The sequence below is a fragment of the Pseudomonas sp. ML96 genome (genome assembly GCF_000761545.1).
In the GTDB taxonomy this organism is placed as follows: Bacteria; Pseudomonadota; Gammaproteobacteria; order Pseudomonadales; family Pseudomonadaceae; genus Aquipseudomonas.
This window is the reverse complement of the sequence record NZ_JPMY01000010.1, coordinates 83,884-99,096: the sequence shown is the minus strand read 5'-3', so window position 1 is coordinate 99,096 and position 15,213 is coordinate 83,884. Positions and strand designations below refer to the sequence as shown.

Here is a 15,213-nt window from a genome sequence, read left to right as displayed (position 1 = left end):
ACGCTGCAGAAAGGACTATAGACGCCGTCAGTTGCCTGGGCGCAGCGCTGCCATCCCTTCGTTGCGGATCGGATAGTGCTGCTCGCGGCGATCGGCGAAGTAGCACTTAAGGGTCCGACCCACGGTGGGGAAGGCCAGTTCCTTCCACGGCACTTCATGCTCGTGGAACAGCTGTACCTCCAGGCTCTCCTCGCCGGCGCAGAAGTCCAGGTCGACCAGTTCGGCACGGAAGAACACGTAGAGCTGGCTGATGTGCGGCAGGTCGAACAGGGTATATAGGTGCAGGTCGCGCACCCGCGCGCAGGCTTCCTCGTCGGTCTCGCGCATGGCCGCCTCGGCCATGGTCTCGCCGTTCTCCATGAAGCCGGCCGGCAGCGTCCAGTAGCCGCGGCGCGGCTCGATGGCGCGGCGGCACAGCAGCACCTGCTCGCCCCACACCGGCAGGCAGCCGGCGACGATGCGCGGGTTCTGGTAGTGGATGGTCTGGCACTGCGGGCAGACGAAGCGCAGGCGGTTGTCGCCCTGGGGAATACGCTGCTCCACCGGGCCGCCGCACTGGCTGCAGAACTTCATGTCGATTTCTCCTGGATCGTCGCCCATCTTGGCGCCGCGTCGGGACGGCGGCAAGCGCATCGACGATCTGCGGGTCTTGGGCAGGCTGCGCCTTCGTGCCATGATGCCGGGCAGAAGAAAAGAACCGAGAACGATCATGCTCGACGAGCTCCTGCAGCGTGTGCGCGGCCACAGCCCGCGCATCCTGGAGACCGACCAGCGCCATCCCGAGGCGGCCGTGCTGGTGCCGCTGACCCGCAGTGACGAGCCGGAACTGGTGCTGACCCTGCGCGCCAGCGGCTTGTCCACCCACGGCGGCGAGGTGGCCTTCCCCGGTGGCCGCCGCGATGCCACCGACCCCGACCTGGCCTTCACCGCCCTGCGCGAGGCGGAGGAGGAGGTGGGCCTGCCGCCCGGCCTGGTGGAAATGGTCGGCCCGCTCAGCCCGCTGGTGTCGCGCTTCGGTATCCAGGTCACGCCCTGGGTCGGCGTGGTGCCGGACTACGTCGAGTACCGGCCCAACGACGACGAGATCGCCGCGGTGTTCTCCGTGCCGCTGCGCTTCTTCCTCGACAGTCCGCGCGAGGTCACCCACCGCATCGATTACGAGGGGCGCAGCTGGTACGTGCCCTGCTACCACTACGACAACTACAAGATCTGGGGCCTGACGGCGGTGATGATCGTCGAACTGGTCAACCTGGCGTTCGACGCCGGCATCGACCTGGAGCGGCCACCGCAGCCTTCGGTCCGGATCATCAAGGTCTGAGAGGATTTCCCGATGAAATATCGCCTGGGTGACGTCCGCGTCGAAGCCCATCCCGAGAGCTGGATTGCCCCGACTGCGGCGGTGATCGGCAAGGTGCGCCTGGACCAAGGCGCCAACGTCTGGTTCGGCGCCGTGCTGCGTGGCGACAACGAGCTGATCCACATCGGTGAGAACAGCAACGTGCAGGACGGCACCGTGATGCACACCGACATGGGCTTCCCGCTGACTCTCGGCAAGGGCGTCACCGTTGGTCACAACGTGATGATGCACGGCTGCAGCGTGGACGATTACAGCCTGATCGGCATCAACGCGGTGATCCTCAACGGCGCCAAGATCGGCAAGTACTGCATCATCGGCGCCAACAGCCTGATCCCCGAAGGCAAGGTCATTCCCGACGGCAGCCTGGTGATGGGCAGCCCAGGCAAGGTGGTGCGCGAACTCACCGAGCAGCAGAAGAAGATGCTCGAAGGCAGCGCCGCCCATTACGTGCACAACGCTCAGCGCTACGCTCGCGACCTGGTCGAGGACGACGCGTGAGCGACGAACGCCCGGTCAAGTCGCCCTGCGTCAGCGTCTGCGCGCTGGACGACCACGACATCTGCATCGGCTGCCAGCGCACGGCGGACGAGATCACCCGCTGGGGCCGCATGAGCAACGACGAGCGCCGTGAAGTGCTGCAGCACTGCATCGAGCGCACACGCGCCGCCGGGCAGTTTTTGCAGCAGCCTGCGCGCCACTGAATTCCTTTTCTCCCTTCTCCGAGGACATCCGCATGCCCCGTATCGGTACCCCCTTGTCGCCTACCGCGACCCGCGTCCTGCTCTGTGGCTCCGGCGAGCTGGGCAAGGAAGTGGTGATAGAACTGCAGCGCCTGGGCTGCGAAGTGATCGCCGTCGACCGTTACGCCGATGCTCCGGCCATGCAGGTGGCGCACCGCAGTCACGTGATCAGCATGCTCGACGGCGCCGCCCTGCGCGCGGTGATCGAGGCGGAAAAACCGCACTACATCGTGCCGGAGATCGAGGCGATCGCCACCGACACCCTGGTCGAGCTGGAGGCCGAAGGCTTCACCGTGGTGCCCACCGCGCGCGCCGCCAAGCTGACCATGAACCGCGAGGGCATCCGCCGCCTGGCCGCCGAAGAGCTGGGTCTTCCGACCTCGCCTTACCACTTTGCCGATACCTACGAGGCCTACGCCGAGGCAGTGCAGTCGGTCGGCTATCCCTGCGTGGTCAAGCCGATCATGAGCTCCTCCGGCAAGGGCCAGAGCGTGCTGAAGAGCGACGCCGACCTGCAGGCTTCCTGGGATTACGCCCAGGAAGGCGGTCGTGCCGGCAAGGGCCGGGTGATAGTCGAGGGCTTCATCGACTTCGATTACGAGATCACCCTGCTCACCGTGCGCCACATTGGCGGCACCTCGTTCTGCGCGCCGGTCGGCCACCGCCAGGTCAAGGGCGACTACCACGAGTCCTGGCAGCCACAGGCGATGAGCGCCAAGGCCCTGGCCGAGTCCGAGCGCGTGGCGCTGGCGGTGACCGAGGCCCTCGGTGGCCGCGGTCTGTTCGGCGTGGAGCTGTTCGTCAAAGGCGATCAGGTGTGGTTCAGCGAAGTCTCGCCGCGCCCGCACGACACCGGCCTAGTCACCCTGATCTCCCAGGACCTGTCCGAGTTCGCCCTGCATGCGCGGGCCATCCTCGGCCTGCCGATCCCGAGCATTCGCCAGTTCGGTCCGTCCGCCTCCTCGGTGATCCTGGTCGAGGGTGAGTCGCGCCAGGTGGCCTTCGCCAATCTCGGTGCGGTTCTGGCCGAGCCAGATACCGCGCTGCGCCTGTTCGGCAAGCCGGAGGTCAGCGGCCAACGGCGCATGGGCGTGACCCTGGCCCGCGACGAGAGCATCGAGGCGGCGCGGGCCAAGGCCGTGCGCGCGTCCGAGGCGGTCAAGGTCGAGCTGTGAGCCGCCTGCGCGCAGGGCTGTGGTGGGGGCTGCTGCTGGCCCTGGCGCCGATTGCCCTGCCGCAGGCCCTGTGGACCCGGCGCACGGCGCTGCGCCTGCCGGAGGCGGCGGGCGCGCAGAGTGGTCTGGTCGGTGTCGAGCTAGCGAGTGAGCCGCTGCGGCTGCTGCTGATCGGTGAGTCGACGGTGGCCGGTGTCGGTGTCGAAGTGCAGGAGGCTGCCCTGGCTGGGCAACTGGCGCAGGCATTGTCTGCACGTCTGCAGCGCCCGGTGGCCTGGCGCGCCTGCGGCGAGAACGGCATTACCGCAGGCGAGGCTTGCGAGCGCCTGCTGCCGCTGGCCCTGAGCGAGTCGGCGGACCTGGTGCTGCTGGTATTCGGCGTCAACGACACTACCCATCTCAGCTCGCTGGCGCGCTGGCAGCAGTCGCTGCGTGCGCTGAGCCGGGCCTTGAGCGCGCGAGGCGAGCGGGTGGCGTTCACCGGCGTGCCGCCGATCCAGCATTTCAGCGCCTTGCCCTGGCTGCTGCGCCAGCTACTCGGGCGGCGTGCCGCGCTGCTCGACGCCGAGCTGCGCCGGGTCAGTGCCGAGGAACGCGCCAGCTATGCGCCGGTGGCGCTGCGTTTCAGCCCCGATTACCTGGCGCGCGACGGCTACCACCCCTCGGCCCTGGGCTATCGCGTGTGGGCCGAGCAGTTGGCCGAGCGCCTCAGCGAATCTCGCTGAGCGACTGGTCGCGGGTCTCGCGGATGAACAGCACGGCGCCCAGGCTCAGCGCCGCCGCCACCGATACATAACCACCGACATAACCGAGGCCGCCCAGGGTCACCAGCTTCTGGGCGAAGAAGGGCGCCGCCGAGGCGCCGATGATGCCGCCCAGGTTGTAGGCCGCCGAGGCGCCGGTGTAGCGCACGCGGGTGGGGAACAGCTCCGGCAGCAGCGCGCCCATGGGGGCGAAGGTGAAGCCCATGAGGAACAGCTCGATGGCCAGGAACAGCGCCACCGCTTCCGGCGTGCCGTGGCTCAGCAGCGGCTGCATGGTGAAACCGGAGAGGATCGCCAGCACGCAGCCGAACAGCAACACCGGCTTGCGCCCGTAGCGGTCGCTGAGCCAGGCCGAAATCGGCGTGGCCAGGGCCATGAACAGCACGGCGAAGCACAGCATGCCGAGGAAGCTCTCGCGGCTGTAGCCGAGCACGCTGGTGCCGTGGCTGAGCGAGAACACGGTGGAGATGTAGAACAGCGCGTAGCACACCACCATCGCCAGGGCGCCGAGAGTCACCGGCAGCCAGTAGTGGGCGAAGGTCTCCACCAGTGGCAGCTTGGTGCGCTCCTCGCGCGCGGCCGCCTCGGCGAATACCGGCGACTCTTCCAGCTTCAGGCGTACATAGAGGCCGACCACCACCAGTGCGGCGCTGAGCAGGAAGGGAATGCGCCAGCCCCAGTCGCGGAACTGCTGGTCATCGAGGACCATGGCCAGACCGAGGAACAGGCCGTTGGCGGCGAGGAAGCCGATCGACGGGCCGAGCTGGGGGAACATGCCGAACCAGGCGCGCTTGCCCGGCGGCGCGTTCTCGGTGGCCAGCAGCGCCGCACCACCCCATTCGCCACCCAGGCCCAGGCCCTGGCCGAAGCGCAGCACACAGAGCAGCAAGGGGGCCCAGAAGCCGATGCTGTCGTAGCCGGGCAGCACGCCGATCAGGGTGGTGGAGATGCCCATCAGCAGCAGTGAGGCGACCAGCGTCGACTTGCGCCCGATGCGGTCGCCGAAGTGGCCGAACAGCACCGAACCCAGCGGGCGGGCGAGGAAGGCGATGCCGAAGGTGATGAACGAGGCGAGCATCTGCGCGGTGCCCGAACCCTGCGGAAAGAACACCGGGCCGATCACCAGCGCGGCGGCGGTGGCGTAGACGTAGAAATCATAGAACTCGATGGCGGTGCCGATGAAGCTGGCGGTGGCCACGCGCGCCGGTGAATTGGTCGGCGCGGCAGGCGCTTCGAGCGGGCTGTCGTAGGTGGAGCTGGTCATCTGGTATTCCCGGACTGTCGCTCGCGCAGGAGCGGAAAACGGCGGGGGAGTGCTGCCGGGTAGGCGGGAAAGGCATGCAGGCTGCGCGTGGCGAGATGAGGCGCGCGCAGGGTCCCTAAATGCCGGCGCGATGGCCGCGGGTAGCGGATCGGCAGGCGGGAGGCTGGATAAGCGGTGCGGCGATTATAGGAAGCGGCGCAAAGCGCGGACAACCGCCGCGCGCTACGACTTTCCGCTAGTGCCAGGCGCGTACGCGCAGTACGCGGTTCTCGCTGGCTTCGAGGATTTCCAGGCGGTAGGGGCCGATCTTCAGGCACACCGGGCTGTCCGGAATGCTCTCCAGGGCCTCGGTGACCAGGCCGTTGAGCGTCTTCGGGCCTTCGCTGGGCAGGTGCCAGCCGAGGGCCTTGTTGATCTCGCGGATGCTCGCGGTGCCGTCGATGATGCGCGAGCCATCTTCCTGGGTGTGGATATCCGGGTTCTCTTCGCCCTCGATGTGGCTGAAGTCGCCGATGATCTCGTCCAGCAGGTCCTCCAGAGTGACCACACCCTGCACGTCGCCATACTCGTCGACCACCAGGCCGAGGCGGCGCTTCTCCTTCTGGAAGTTCATCAGCTGGGTGCCCAGCGGCGTGCCCTTGGGCACGAAGTAGGGGGCGATGCAGCTTTCCTGCAGGGTCGCGTGGCTCAGCCGGTTCTGTGTCAGCAGGGCGGCCAGGCGGCGCATGTGGGTGATGCCTTCGATCTGGTTGATGTCGCCGCGGTACACCGGCAGGCGGGTGTGGCTGACGCCGCGCAGTTGCTCGATCAGCTGTGGCAGTTCGTCGTCCAGGTCGATGCCGACGATCTCGCTGCGCGGGATCATGATGTCGTCGACCGTAACCCGCTCCAGTTCCAGCAGCTGCAACAGGGCGTGCTGGCGTTGCAGGCGTCCTTCCTGCGGCGTGCCGTTGCGCGGTGTGCGCCGGCGCTCGATGCGCGGCGCACCGGCGGCGCGGTCCTGGCGGCTGGTGCGGCGCATGGAGGAGGGCAGCAGATTGCGCTCGCGCAGCAGGAGCAGGGCGCCGGCCAGCAGTATTGCGGCGCCGAGCCACCACTCGAAGGGGGCGAGGTTCATGTCGAGGTCAGATGTGCAGGATGAATTCGCGGACCAGCTTGCTGCCGAAGTAGGCCAGCATCAGCAGGCAGAAGCCGGCCAGGGTCCAGCGGATAGCCTTGTGCCCGCGCCAGCCGAGCTGGTGGCGGCCCCACAGGAGCACGGCGAACACCACCCAGGCGATGCACGACAGCACGGTCTTGTGCACCAGGTGCTGGGCGAACAGGTCCTCGAAGAACAGCCAGCCGGACAGTAGCGACAGCGACAGCAGCAGCCAGCCAGCCCAGAGGAAGCCGAACAGCAGGCTTTCCATGGTCTGCAGCGGCGGGAAGTTGCGGATCAGTCCGGACGGGTGCTTGTGCTTGAGCTGGTGGTCCTGCAGTGACAGCAGCAGGGCCTGGACCATGGCGATGGTCAGCAGGCCGTAGGCGAGGATCGACAGCAGAATGTGCGCGAGGATGCCTGGCGCCTCGTTGATCGGCTGGCTGGTGCCGGCCGGGGCGAACTGCGCCAGCAGTACGGTCAGCGCGCCAAGTGGGAACAGCGGCAGCAGCAGGTTTTCCACCGGGATGCGCGTGGTGCCAATCAGGATCAGCGCGATGACCGCGCAGGCGATCAGGCTGGAGGCGTTGAAGAAGTCCAGGTTGAGGCCGCTGCCCGGCAGCAGCTGGATGCCCAGGCTGAGGATGTGGGCGATCAGGGCGAGGCCGCCGAGCAGGCCTAGCAGGCGTTTGTCCGGCGCCTGGCGGCGGGAGAAGCGCAACCCGTGATAAAGGGTGGCACCGGCATACAGGCCGGCGGCGGCGAGACTGGGCAGCAGAGGGTGCATAAATCCGTGTATGGCTGGGCCCGAAAGGTCGTGAGTGTGGCACATAAGAAGCGTTTCACGAAAGACCGCCGGCGGTGTCGGCGGCTCGGTCAGTTCGTTATACTCCGCGGCTTGCTGCAAGTACCCCGCTCAAAGGATCGCGCATGTTCGAGAACCTAACCGACCGCCTGTCACAGACGCTGCGCCATGTCACCGGCAAGGCCAAGCTGACCGAGGACAACATCAAGGACACCCTGCGCGAAGTGCGCATGGCCCTGCTCGAGGCCGACGTCGCCCTGCCGGTGGTCAAGGACTTCGTCAACAAGGTCAAGGAGCGTGCGGTCGGCACCGAGGTGTCGAAGAGCCTGACTCCGGGCCAGGCCTTCGTGAAGATCGTCCGCGCCGAGCTGGAAGAGCTGATGGGCGCGGCCAACGAAGACCTCAGCCTGGCTGTGACGCCGCCGGCCGTGGTGCTGATGGCGGGCCTGCAGGGTGCTGGTAAGACCACCACCGCCGGCAAGCTGGCGCGCTTCCTCAAGGAGCGCAAGAAGAAGACGGTGATGGTGGTGTCCGCGGACGTCTACCGCCCGGCGGCGATCAAGCAGCTGGAAACCCTGGCCAGCGACATCGGCGTGACCTTCTTCCCCTCCGACATCAGTCAGAAGCCGGTAGCCATCGCCCAGGCGGCGATCGCCGAGGCCAAGCTGAAGTTCATCGACGTGGTCATCGTCGACACCGCCGGCCGTCTGGCCATCGATGCCGAGATGATGGCCGAGATCCAGGCCGTGCACGCGGCGATCAACCCGGCAGAGACCCTGTTCGTGGTGGATGCCATGACCGGCCAGGACGCTGCCAACACCGCCAAGGCCTTCGGCGATGCGCTGCCGCTGACCGGCGTGGTGCTGACCAAGGTCGACGGCGACGCCCGTGGTGGTGCCGCGCTGTCCGTGCGCCACATCACCGGCAAACCGATCAAGTTCATCGGTATGGGTGAGAAGAGCGAGGCGCTGGAGCCGTTCCATCCGGACCGTATCGCCTCGCGCATCCTCGGCATGGGCGACGTGCTCAGCCTGATCGAGCAGGCCGAGCAGACCCTCGACCGCGAGAAGGCCGAGAAGCTCACCAAGAAGCTGAAGAAGGGCAAGGGCTTCGACCTCGAAGACTTCCGCGATCAGCTGCAGCAGATGAAGAACATGGGCGGCCTCGGCGGCCTGATGGACAAGCTGCCGTCCATCGGCGGGGTCAATCTGTCGCAGATGGGCGGTGCCCAGGGCGCGGCGGAGAAACAGTTCAAGCAGATGGAGGCGATCATCGACTCCATGACGCCTTCCGAGCGTCGCGATCCGGAAATCATCAGTGGCTCGCGCAAGCGCCGCATCGCCCTTGGCTCCGGCACTCAGGTGCAGGATGTCGGGCGGCTGATCAAGCAGCACAAGCAGATGCAGAAAATGATGAAGAAATTCACCGCCAAGGGCGGCATGGCCAAGATGATGCGCGGCCTTGGCGGCATGATGCCGGGCGGGCTGCCGAAGCTGTGAGCCCGGGGCCGATGGATGGCCCGAAAAAGAGATTTGCAAATGGCCGGATAATCCTTAGAATATGCGGCCTTTCGGGCCTAGGCCCATCAAAGTGTGTGCCTTTAAGTTAGCACCGATTACAGGAACGAAGTTCAATGGTAACCATCCGTCTTGCTCGTGGCGGCTCCAAGAAGCGCCCCTTCTACCACCTGACCGTGACCAACAGCCGCAATGCGCGCGACGGTCGCTTTGTTGAGCGCATCGGTTTCTTCAACCCGGTCGCCACTGGTGCCGAAGTGAAGCTCTCCGTGAACCAAGAGCGCGCTACCTACTGGCTGAGCCAGGGCGCCCAGCCGTCTGAGCGCGTTGCTCAGCTGCTGAAGGAAGCTGCCAAGGCTGCTGCCTAAGCAATATGAACGCTACGCCGTCCGCTGAGGACCTGATCGTCCTCGGCAAGATCACTTCGGTGCACGGCGTGCGTGGGGAAGTGAAGATCTATTCCTTCACCGACCCGATCGACAACCTGCTCGATTACAGCCCCTGGACGCTCAAGCGCGAGGGTGAGGTCAAGCAGGTGGAGCTGGTCAGCGGCCGCCTCCAGGGCAAAGTCCTGGTGGCCAAGCTCAAGGGGCTCGATGACCGCGAGGTAGCACGTACCTTTGCGGGTTTCGATATTTGCGTGCCGCGTGCATTGCTACCCGACCTGGAAGATGGCGAGTTCTACTGGCACCAGCTGGAAGGACTGAAAGTGATCGATCTGCAAGGGCAACTGCTCGGGCGCCTCGATCACCTGCTGGAAACCGGCTCCAACGATGTGATGGTGGTCAAGCCCTGTCCGGGCAGCCTGGATGATCGCGAGCGCCTACTGCCCTATACCGAGCAGTGTGTGCAGCAGATCGACCTGGCCGCCGGCGAGATGCGGGTCGACTGGGACGCGGATTTCTGAGCCCCAGGCTCTTGCCCGAGCGAGTGCCATGCGTGTCGAAGTCATCAGCATCTTCCCGGAGATGTTCGCCGCTATCAGTCAGTACGGTATTACCAGTCGTGCAGTGAAGCAGGGCTTGTTGCAGTTGAACTGCCACCAGCTGCGTGATTTCACCGACGACCGTCATCAGACGGTGGACGATCGCCCCTTCGGCGGTGGCCCCGGCATGGTGATGAAGATCAAGCCCCTGGAACTTGCACTGGCTACGGCCAAGGCAGCTGCCGGGGAGGCGGCGAAGGTCATCTACCTGTCGCCGCAGGGCCGCCAGCTGTCTCAGCAGGGGGTTCGTGAACTGGCTAGCGAGCAGGCGCTGATTCTCATCGCCGGCCGCTACGAAGGCATCGACGAGCGTTTCATCGAGACGCATGTCGATGAGGAATGGTCGATCGGCGATTACGTCCTCTCCGGCGGTGAGCTTCCGGCGATGGTGCTGATCGATGCTGTTACGCGGCTGCTCCCGGGTGCGCTCGGGCATGCAGATTCCGCCGAGGAGGACTCGTTCAGCGATGGCCTCCTCGATTGCCCGCACTACACCCGACCTGAGGTGTACGAAGGCAAGCGTGTTCCGGACGTGCTGCTTAGCGGCAACCATGAACACATCCGGCGCTGGCGCCTGCAGCAAGCCCTCGGGCGAACCTGGGAACGCCGTGTCGATCTTCTGGATAGCCGCTCGCTTTCTGGAGAAGAGAAGAAGCTGCTGGAGGAGTACATCCGCCAGCGGGACGATAGTTAACGTATCGATGGCAGACAGAGTCTGTCTTAGGAGCGCAGCATGACCAACAAAATTATCCAGATGCTCGAAGCCGAGCAGATGAACAAAGAAATCCCGGCTTTCGCCCCGGGTGACACCATCATCGTTCAGGTGAAGGTAAAGGAAGGCGACCGTTCGCGTCTGCAGGCCTTCGAAGGCGTGGTAATCGGCAAGCGTAACCGCGGCCTGAACAGCGCTTTCACCGTGCGTAAAATCTCCAACGGCGTTGGCGTTGAGCGTACCTTCCAGACCTACTCTCCGCTGATCGACAGCGTGAGCGTCAAGCGTCGCGGCGACGTGCGCAAGGCCAAGCTGTACTACCTCCGCGACCTGTCCGGCAAGGCAGCTCGTATCAAGGAAAAACTGTCCTGATAGGACGGTCTTCCGACCTGAAAGAAGCAGCCTCCGGGCTGCTTTTTTCGTTTTCGGGACCCGCTGACCGACGGGTCCAGAGCCCTGCCGTACGGGCAGCGTGACAACAAAGACAAGAGCGCGGCACAGGCGGCCACATTCCCTTGGAGCAGTAGTGGCATGACCCCCAGAGAGCAAGAGATCCAGCGCCGTACCGAGCTGTCGGAAACCCGCGTCGTCAAGGCGGTGTTCCCGCCGACCACCAATCACCACAACACCCTGTTCGGCGGCACCGCGCTGGCCTGGATGGACGAAGTGTCCTTCATCGCCGCCACGCGTTTCTGCCGTTTGCCGCTGGTGACCGTGTCCAGCGACCGCATCGACTTCAAGCATGCGATCCCTGCCGGCTCACTGGTCGAACTGATCGGCCGGGTGATCGCCGTGGGCAACACCAGCCTCAAGGTCGAGGTCGAGGTGTATGTCGAGGGCATGTACTGCGGCGATCGCGAGAAGGCTATCAGTGGCGTGTTCAGCTTCGTCGCCATCGGCGACGACAAGAAGCCGGTGCCGGTCCTGCCGGGCATCGAGTAAGGAGAAGGCGCCGCGAGGCGCCTTTTTCATTCCTCGGCGTCGATCAGGGCGAGCAGGGTCCAGCCCGGCCCGGGGGTGAAGTCCAGCGTGGCGCTGGCGATGTGGAACCAGCCACGGGTATCGAAGGCCATCAGCAGGGTGGCGGCATCTCCGTGCAGGCTGCGGTAGTGCCCCCAGGTGAAGCTCTCCGACAGCGTGGTGCTGCGGATCTCGGCGCCACGGGCCAGGGCGCTGGCCAACTGGCCGTAGGTCTGCGACGGGTAGCCGAGGGGCTGGCCGCGGTGTTTGTCGCTGGTTCTGTGTTTCTCGCTCAGGCGCTGTTCGCGCTGGCTCGGCAGGTAGTACAGATTGGCCTTGCCGAAGTCCGGGCGAAAGCGCGTGCAGGCCAGGCTGTTCTGTTCGCTGGAGGGTGACAGGGCGAGCAGCTGGCCGAGGCCGACCATGTCCAGGTGGGCGTCGGCATGCTGCGAGGCCGGGTTGCCGAAATAGGTCGGCAGGCCGTCCATGCGCGCGGCGCTGATGTTCTCCCAGCTGGAGTCGGTCAACAGCACGCGCTGTTCGCGCTGCTGCAGGGCCTTGCCGACCGCCCTGGCCAGCGGGTTGGCACCGATGATCAGGAAACCGCGCGGAGATGGCTCGGAGACTTTCAGCAAATGGGCCAGCGGGCGTGCGGTGGCGCTCTGCAGCACCACGGTGCCGATGATCACCAGGAAGGTCAGCGGTACCAGCAGGTGCGCCTGACTGTAGCCGTGGTGCGCCAGGCGCTCGGCGAAGATGGCCGAGACCGCCGCCGCGACAATGCCACGCGGGGCGATCCAGGACAGCAGGGCGCGCTCGCGCCAGTTCAGGCTCGAGCCGGCTGTGCTCAGAGCCACGCACAGCGGGCGGGCGATCAGCTGGATGATCGCCAGCACTGCCAGGGTGACGGGGCCGAGGGCGATCAGCGCGTCCAGGTCCAGGCGCGCTGCGAGCAGGATGAACAGGCCGGAGATCAGCAGCACGCTGAGGTTCTCCTTGAAGTGCAGGATGTGCTGCACATCGACGCCACGCATGTTGGCCAGCCACATGCCCATCACCGTCACCGCCAGCAGGCCGGACTCGCTGACCAGCAGGTTGGCGGCGATGAAGATGCCCAGCACCGCCGCCAGGGCTGCCAGGTTCTGCAGATATTCCGGCAGCCAGTGGCGGCGCAGGGCAACGCCGAACAGCCAGCCACCGGCTGCACCCAGCAGGCAGCCGCAGGCAATCACCGCGGCGAAGGTCGAGAGGCCTGCGCTCACGGCGCCGCCATGGCCGTCCTGGCTGACGATGAAGCTGAACACCACCACCGCCAGCAGCGCGCCGATAGGATCGATGACGATGCCTTCCCAGCGCAGGATGTTGGCCACCGCGGCATTGGGGCGCATGACCCGTAGCATGGGCACGATCACCGTCGGGCCGGTGACCAGGGTCAGGCTGCCGAACAGTACCGCCATGTCCCAGGGGAAGTTCAGCAGGTAGTGGGTGCTCAGGGTGATCACTATCCAGGTGGCGAGGGCACCCACGGTCACCATGCGCTGCACAACGCTGCCGATTTCGCGCCATTCGGCGAGCTTGAGGGTCAGGCTGCCCTCGAACAGGATGATCGCTACCGACAGCGAGACCAGCGGGAACAGCAGTGGGCCGAACAGCTGCTCCGGCTGCAGCCAGCCCAGCACTGGGCCTGCGCCGATACCGCAGAGCAGCAGGAAGAGGATTGCCGGCAGGCGCAGGCGCCAGGCCAGCCACTGGCTGAGCAGCGCGGCGGCACCGATGCCGCCGAGACCGAGCAGGATGTGGGTTTCGCTCATCAGGAGTCCTTATCTCTGGTGAAGGCGGGGGAGGCTATGGAAGACTAGCCCGAGTTTCGTCCGTTCAAAGTGCTTCGATGCCTGTCCTAGACCACCCCCTGATCGACCGCTTTCTCGATGCCCTGTGGCTGGAGAAGGGCCTGTCGCCGCACACGCGTTCCGCCTACCGCAGCGATCTCGGCCACTTCCACGTCTGGCTGCAGGCGCGTGGCGGCGAACTGCAGCACGCCGGGCGCGAGAGCATCCTCGATCACCTTGGCTGGCGCCTGGAGCAGGGCTACAAGGCGCGTTCCACGGCGCGCCTGCTGTCGGGGCTGCGCGGCTTCTATCGCTACCTGCTGCGCGAGGGGCTGATCGGCGAGGACCCGACCCTGCAGGTGGAGTTGCCGCAGCTCGGCAGGCCGCTGCCTAAGTCGTTGTCCGAGGCCGACGTCGAGGCGCTGCTGGCGGCGCCGGAGCTGGAGGACCCGATCGGCCTGCGCGACCGCGCCATGCTCGAGGTCCTCTATGCCTGCGGTCTACGCGTCACCGAGTTGGTGTCGCTGACCCTGGAGCAGGTCAACCTGCGCCAGGGCGTGCTGCGGGTGTTCGGCAAGGGCAGCAAGGAGCGCCTGGTGCCGCTGGGCGAGGAGGCCATCGCCTGGGTCGAGCGCTATACCCGCGAGGCGCGGCCATTCCTGCTCGACGGCAAGCCCAGCGACGTGCTGTTTCCCAGCCTGCGCGGCGAGCAGATGACGCGGCAGACCTTCTGGCACCGCATCAAGCACCAGGCCAGGGTGGCGGGCATTCTCAAGCCGCTGTCGCCGCATACTCTGCGTCACGCCTTCGCCACCCACCTGCTCAACCATGGCGCCGACCTGCGCGTGGTGCAGATGCTGCTGGGTCACAGCGACCTGTCCACCACGCAGATCTACACCCATATCGCCCGTGCGCGCCTGCAGGAACTGCACGCTCAGCATCACCCGAGGGGGTGAGCCTCTTGCGACGCACTGCGTCGCAAAGGCGAACGACCGGCCATGGATGGCCGGGCCGGGGATTGGTGGTGCCACGCTATCTCGACAGGGATGTCATCACGGTTGCGGAATACCGCGTAGTGCGAGTTCTACGCGTCCATCCGTCTGAGATGGCCGCCCAGCGTCTGCGGTCGGCGCTGCGGGCCTGCTGTGGTAGTCTGGCGCCACTGTCACAGGAGTACTTCATGTCCGCTTTCCGTGTACTGAGTGGTGCCATTCTCGGCCTCGCTGCTTCCGTTGCCCTGGCCGCCGATCCCGATCAGGCCATCCGCGCCAGCCTGACCAAGCTGCAGCCCGACATGCCGATCGAGGCCATCGCCGAGAGCCCGTTCACCGGTCTGTTTCAGGTTCACCTCAAGGGCGGTCGCCTGCTGTATGCCAGCGCCGATGGCCAGTTCCTGATGCAGGGCAATCTCTATCAGATGAAGGGCGACGAGGCAGTCAACCTGACTCGCCAGGCCGAGAGCAAAGGCATCGCCAAGGAAATCAACGCGATTCCTACCAGCGAGATGGTGGTGTTCTCGCCCAAAGAGCCGGCCAAGGCGCATATCACCGTGTTCACCGATACCGACTGCGGCTACTGCCAGAAGCTGCACAGCGAAGTGCCGGAGCTCAATCGCCGTGGCATCGAGGTGCGTTACATGGCTTTCCCGCGTCAGGGTATCGGCAGCCACGGTTACAACACCCTGGTCAGCGTCTGGTGCGCCAAGGACCGCCAGGCGGCCATGAACCTGGCCAAGTCGCGTGAGGATGTACCGGCGGCGACCTGCACCAACCCGGTGGCCAAGCAGTACGAATTGGGCCAGATGGTCGGCGTCAGCGGCACCCCTTCGATCATTCTCGGCAATGGCGAGATGATTCCGGGCTATCAGCCGGCCCCGCAACTGGCCGAAATTGCCCTGAAGGCCCAGTAATTCGGCCTGCGCGCCGATTGACCTAAGGTACTGGCGCTTCGTAAAGTGCGGCTCTTTT

General features: G+C 65.8%; 18 protein-coding genes. 13 read left to right on the top strand and 5 right to left on the bottom strand.

Features of this window, described 5'->3' with window-relative positions; all coding sequences use genetic code 11:
- Positions 1 to 27 precede the first annotated feature (27 nt).
- Positions 28 to 573 (bottom strand): NUDIX hydrolase, encoded by a 546-nt coding sequence (locus IP89_RS07125; RefSeq protein ID WP_043308650.1) that lies wholly within the window; start codon positions 571 to 573, stop codon positions 28 to 30.
- Positions 574 to 709: 136 nt separating this feature from the next.
- Here IP89_RS07125 and IP89_RS07120 point away from each other — a divergent pair, with 136 nt between their 5' ends.
- The 5 genes from IP89_RS07120 to IP89_RS07100 are packed head-to-tail and all read left to right on the top strand — an operon-like array spanning position 710 to position 3,997.
- The gene (locus IP89_RS07120) at positions 710 to 1,318 is read left to right on the top strand and encodes a CoA pyrophosphatase (RefSeq protein ID WP_043308649.1); all 609 of its coding nucleotides are present in this window, start codon (positions 710 to 712) and stop codon (positions 1,316 to 1,318) included.
- A gap of 12 nt (positions 1,319 to 1,330) precedes the next feature.
- Positions 1,331 to 1,855, top strand: coding sequence for a gamma carbonic anhydrase family protein (locus IP89_RS07115; protein WP_043308648.1), 525 nt, complete (start codon positions 1,331 to 1,333; stop codon positions 1,853 to 1,855).
- The gene (locus IP89_RS07110) at positions 1,852 to 2,058 is read left to right on the top strand and encodes a DUF1289 domain-containing protein (protein WP_043308647.1); all 207 of its coding nucleotides are present in this window, start codon (positions 1,852 to 1,854) and stop codon (positions 2,056 to 2,058) included. The genes IP89_RS07115 and IP89_RS07110 overlap by 4 nt, the downstream gene beginning before the upstream one ends.
- Positions 2,059 to 2,090: 32 nt before the next feature.
- A complete protein-coding gene (gene purT, locus IP89_RS07105; protein WP_043308646.1) occupies positions 2,091 to 3,272 on the top strand; it encodes a formate-dependent phosphoribosylglycinamide formyltransferase in 1,182 nt (393 codons plus the stop codon).
- Positions 3,269 to 3,997: an SGNH/GDSL hydrolase family protein gene (locus tag IP89_RS07100; protein ID WP_081963194.1), complete on the top strand. Its 729-nt coding sequence runs from the start codon at positions 3,269 to 3,271 to the stop codon at positions 3,995 to 3,997. The genes purT and IP89_RS07100 overlap by 4 nt, the downstream gene beginning before the upstream one ends.
- Here the strand turns inward: IP89_RS07100 and IP89_RS07095 are convergent.
- The 3 genes from IP89_RS07095 to IP89_RS07085 form a co-directional block, all read right to left on the bottom strand.
- Positions 3,981 to 5,300 (bottom strand): MFS transporter, encoded by a 1,320-nt coding sequence (locus tag IP89_RS07095; protein ID WP_043308645.1) that lies wholly within the window; start codon positions 5,298 to 5,300, stop codon positions 3,981 to 3,983. The two genes, IP89_RS07100 and IP89_RS07095, sit on opposite strands and share 17 nt — an antisense overlap.
- A 235-nt stretch (positions 5,301 to 5,535) precedes the next feature.
- Positions 5,536 to 6,417 carry a transporter associated domain-containing protein gene (locus IP89_RS07090; protein WP_052080989.1) on the bottom strand — a complete coding sequence of 294 codons (882 nt, stop codon included), beginning with the start codon at positions 6,415 to 6,417 and terminating at the stop codon, positions 5,536 to 5,538.
- Between the two features lie 7 nt (positions 6,418 to 6,424).
- Positions 6,425 to 7,225: an inner membrane protein YpjD gene (locus IP89_RS07085; RefSeq protein WP_043308644.1), complete on the bottom strand. Its 801-nt coding sequence runs from the start codon at positions 7,223 to 7,225 to the stop codon at positions 6,425 to 6,427.
- A gap of 143 nt (positions 7,226 to 7,368) precedes the next feature.
- Here IP89_RS07085 and ffh point away from each other — a divergent pair, with 143 nt between their 5' ends.
- The 6 genes from ffh (at position 7,369) to IP89_RS07055 (ending at position 11,399) form a co-directional block, all read left to right on the top strand.
- Complete coding sequence (gene ffh / locus IP89_RS07080) at positions 7,369 to 8,742, top strand: signal recognition particle protein (protein ID WP_043308643.1); 1,374 nt, start codon at positions 7,369 to 7,371, stop codon at positions 8,740 to 8,742.
- Positions 8,743 to 8,876: 134 nt separating this feature from the next.
- Entirely contained in the window at positions 8,877 to 9,128 is a 252-nt protein-coding gene (rpsP, locus tag IP89_RS07075; protein ID WP_021700306.1) for a 30S ribosomal protein S16, read from the top strand.
- A gap of 5 nt (positions 9,129 to 9,133) precedes the next feature.
- Positions 9,134 to 9,667 carry a ribosome maturation factor RimM gene (gene rimM, locus IP89_RS07070; protein WP_043308642.1) on the top strand — a complete coding sequence of 178 codons (534 nt, stop codon included), beginning with the start codon at positions 9,134 to 9,136 and terminating at the stop codon, positions 9,665 to 9,667.
- 28 nt (positions 9,668 to 9,695) lie between these two features.
- A complete protein-coding gene (gene trmD / locus IP89_RS07065) occupies positions 9,696 to 10,439 on the top strand; it encodes a tRNA (guanosine(37)-N1)-methyltransferase TrmD (RefSeq protein ID WP_043308641.1) in 744 nt (247 codons plus the stop codon).
- Between the two features lie 39 nt (positions 10,440 to 10,478).
- Positions 10,479 to 10,829, top strand: a complete 351-nt coding sequence (rplS, locus tag IP89_RS07060; protein WP_043308640.1) for a 50S ribosomal protein L19 — start codon at positions 10,479 to 10,481, stop codon at positions 10,827 to 10,829.
- A gap of 159 nt (positions 10,830 to 10,988) precedes the next feature.
- The gene (locus IP89_RS07055) at positions 10,989 to 11,399 is read left to right on the top strand and encodes an acyl-CoA thioesterase (RefSeq protein ID WP_043308639.1); all 411 of its coding nucleotides are present in this window, start codon (positions 10,989 to 10,991) and stop codon (positions 11,397 to 11,399) included.
- 26 nt (positions 11,400 to 11,425) lie between these two features.
- Here IP89_RS07055 and IP89_RS07050 read toward each other — a convergent pair whose 3' ends face one another.
- Positions 11,426 to 13,228, bottom strand: coding sequence for a sodium:proton antiporter (locus IP89_RS07050; protein WP_043308638.1), 1,803 nt, complete (start codon positions 13,226 to 13,228; stop codon positions 11,426 to 11,428).
- 77 nt (positions 13,229 to 13,305) lie between these two features.
- Between IP89_RS07050 and xerD the strand changes: the two genes are divergently transcribed.
- Both xerD and IP89_RS07040 read left to right on the top strand, forming a co-directional pair.
- Positions 13,306 to 14,202 (top strand): site-specific tyrosine recombinase XerD, encoded by an 897-nt coding sequence (gene xerD, locus IP89_RS07045; protein ID WP_043308637.1) that lies wholly within the window; start codon positions 13,306 to 13,308, stop codon positions 14,200 to 14,202.
- A 224-nt stretch (positions 14,203 to 14,426) separates the two neighbouring features.
- Positions 14,427 to 15,155, top strand: coding sequence for a thioredoxin fold domain-containing protein (locus IP89_RS07040; protein ID WP_043308636.1), 729 nt, complete (start codon positions 14,427 to 14,429; stop codon positions 15,153 to 15,155).
- The last annotated feature ends 58 nt before the right edge of the window (positions 15,156 to 15,213 follow it).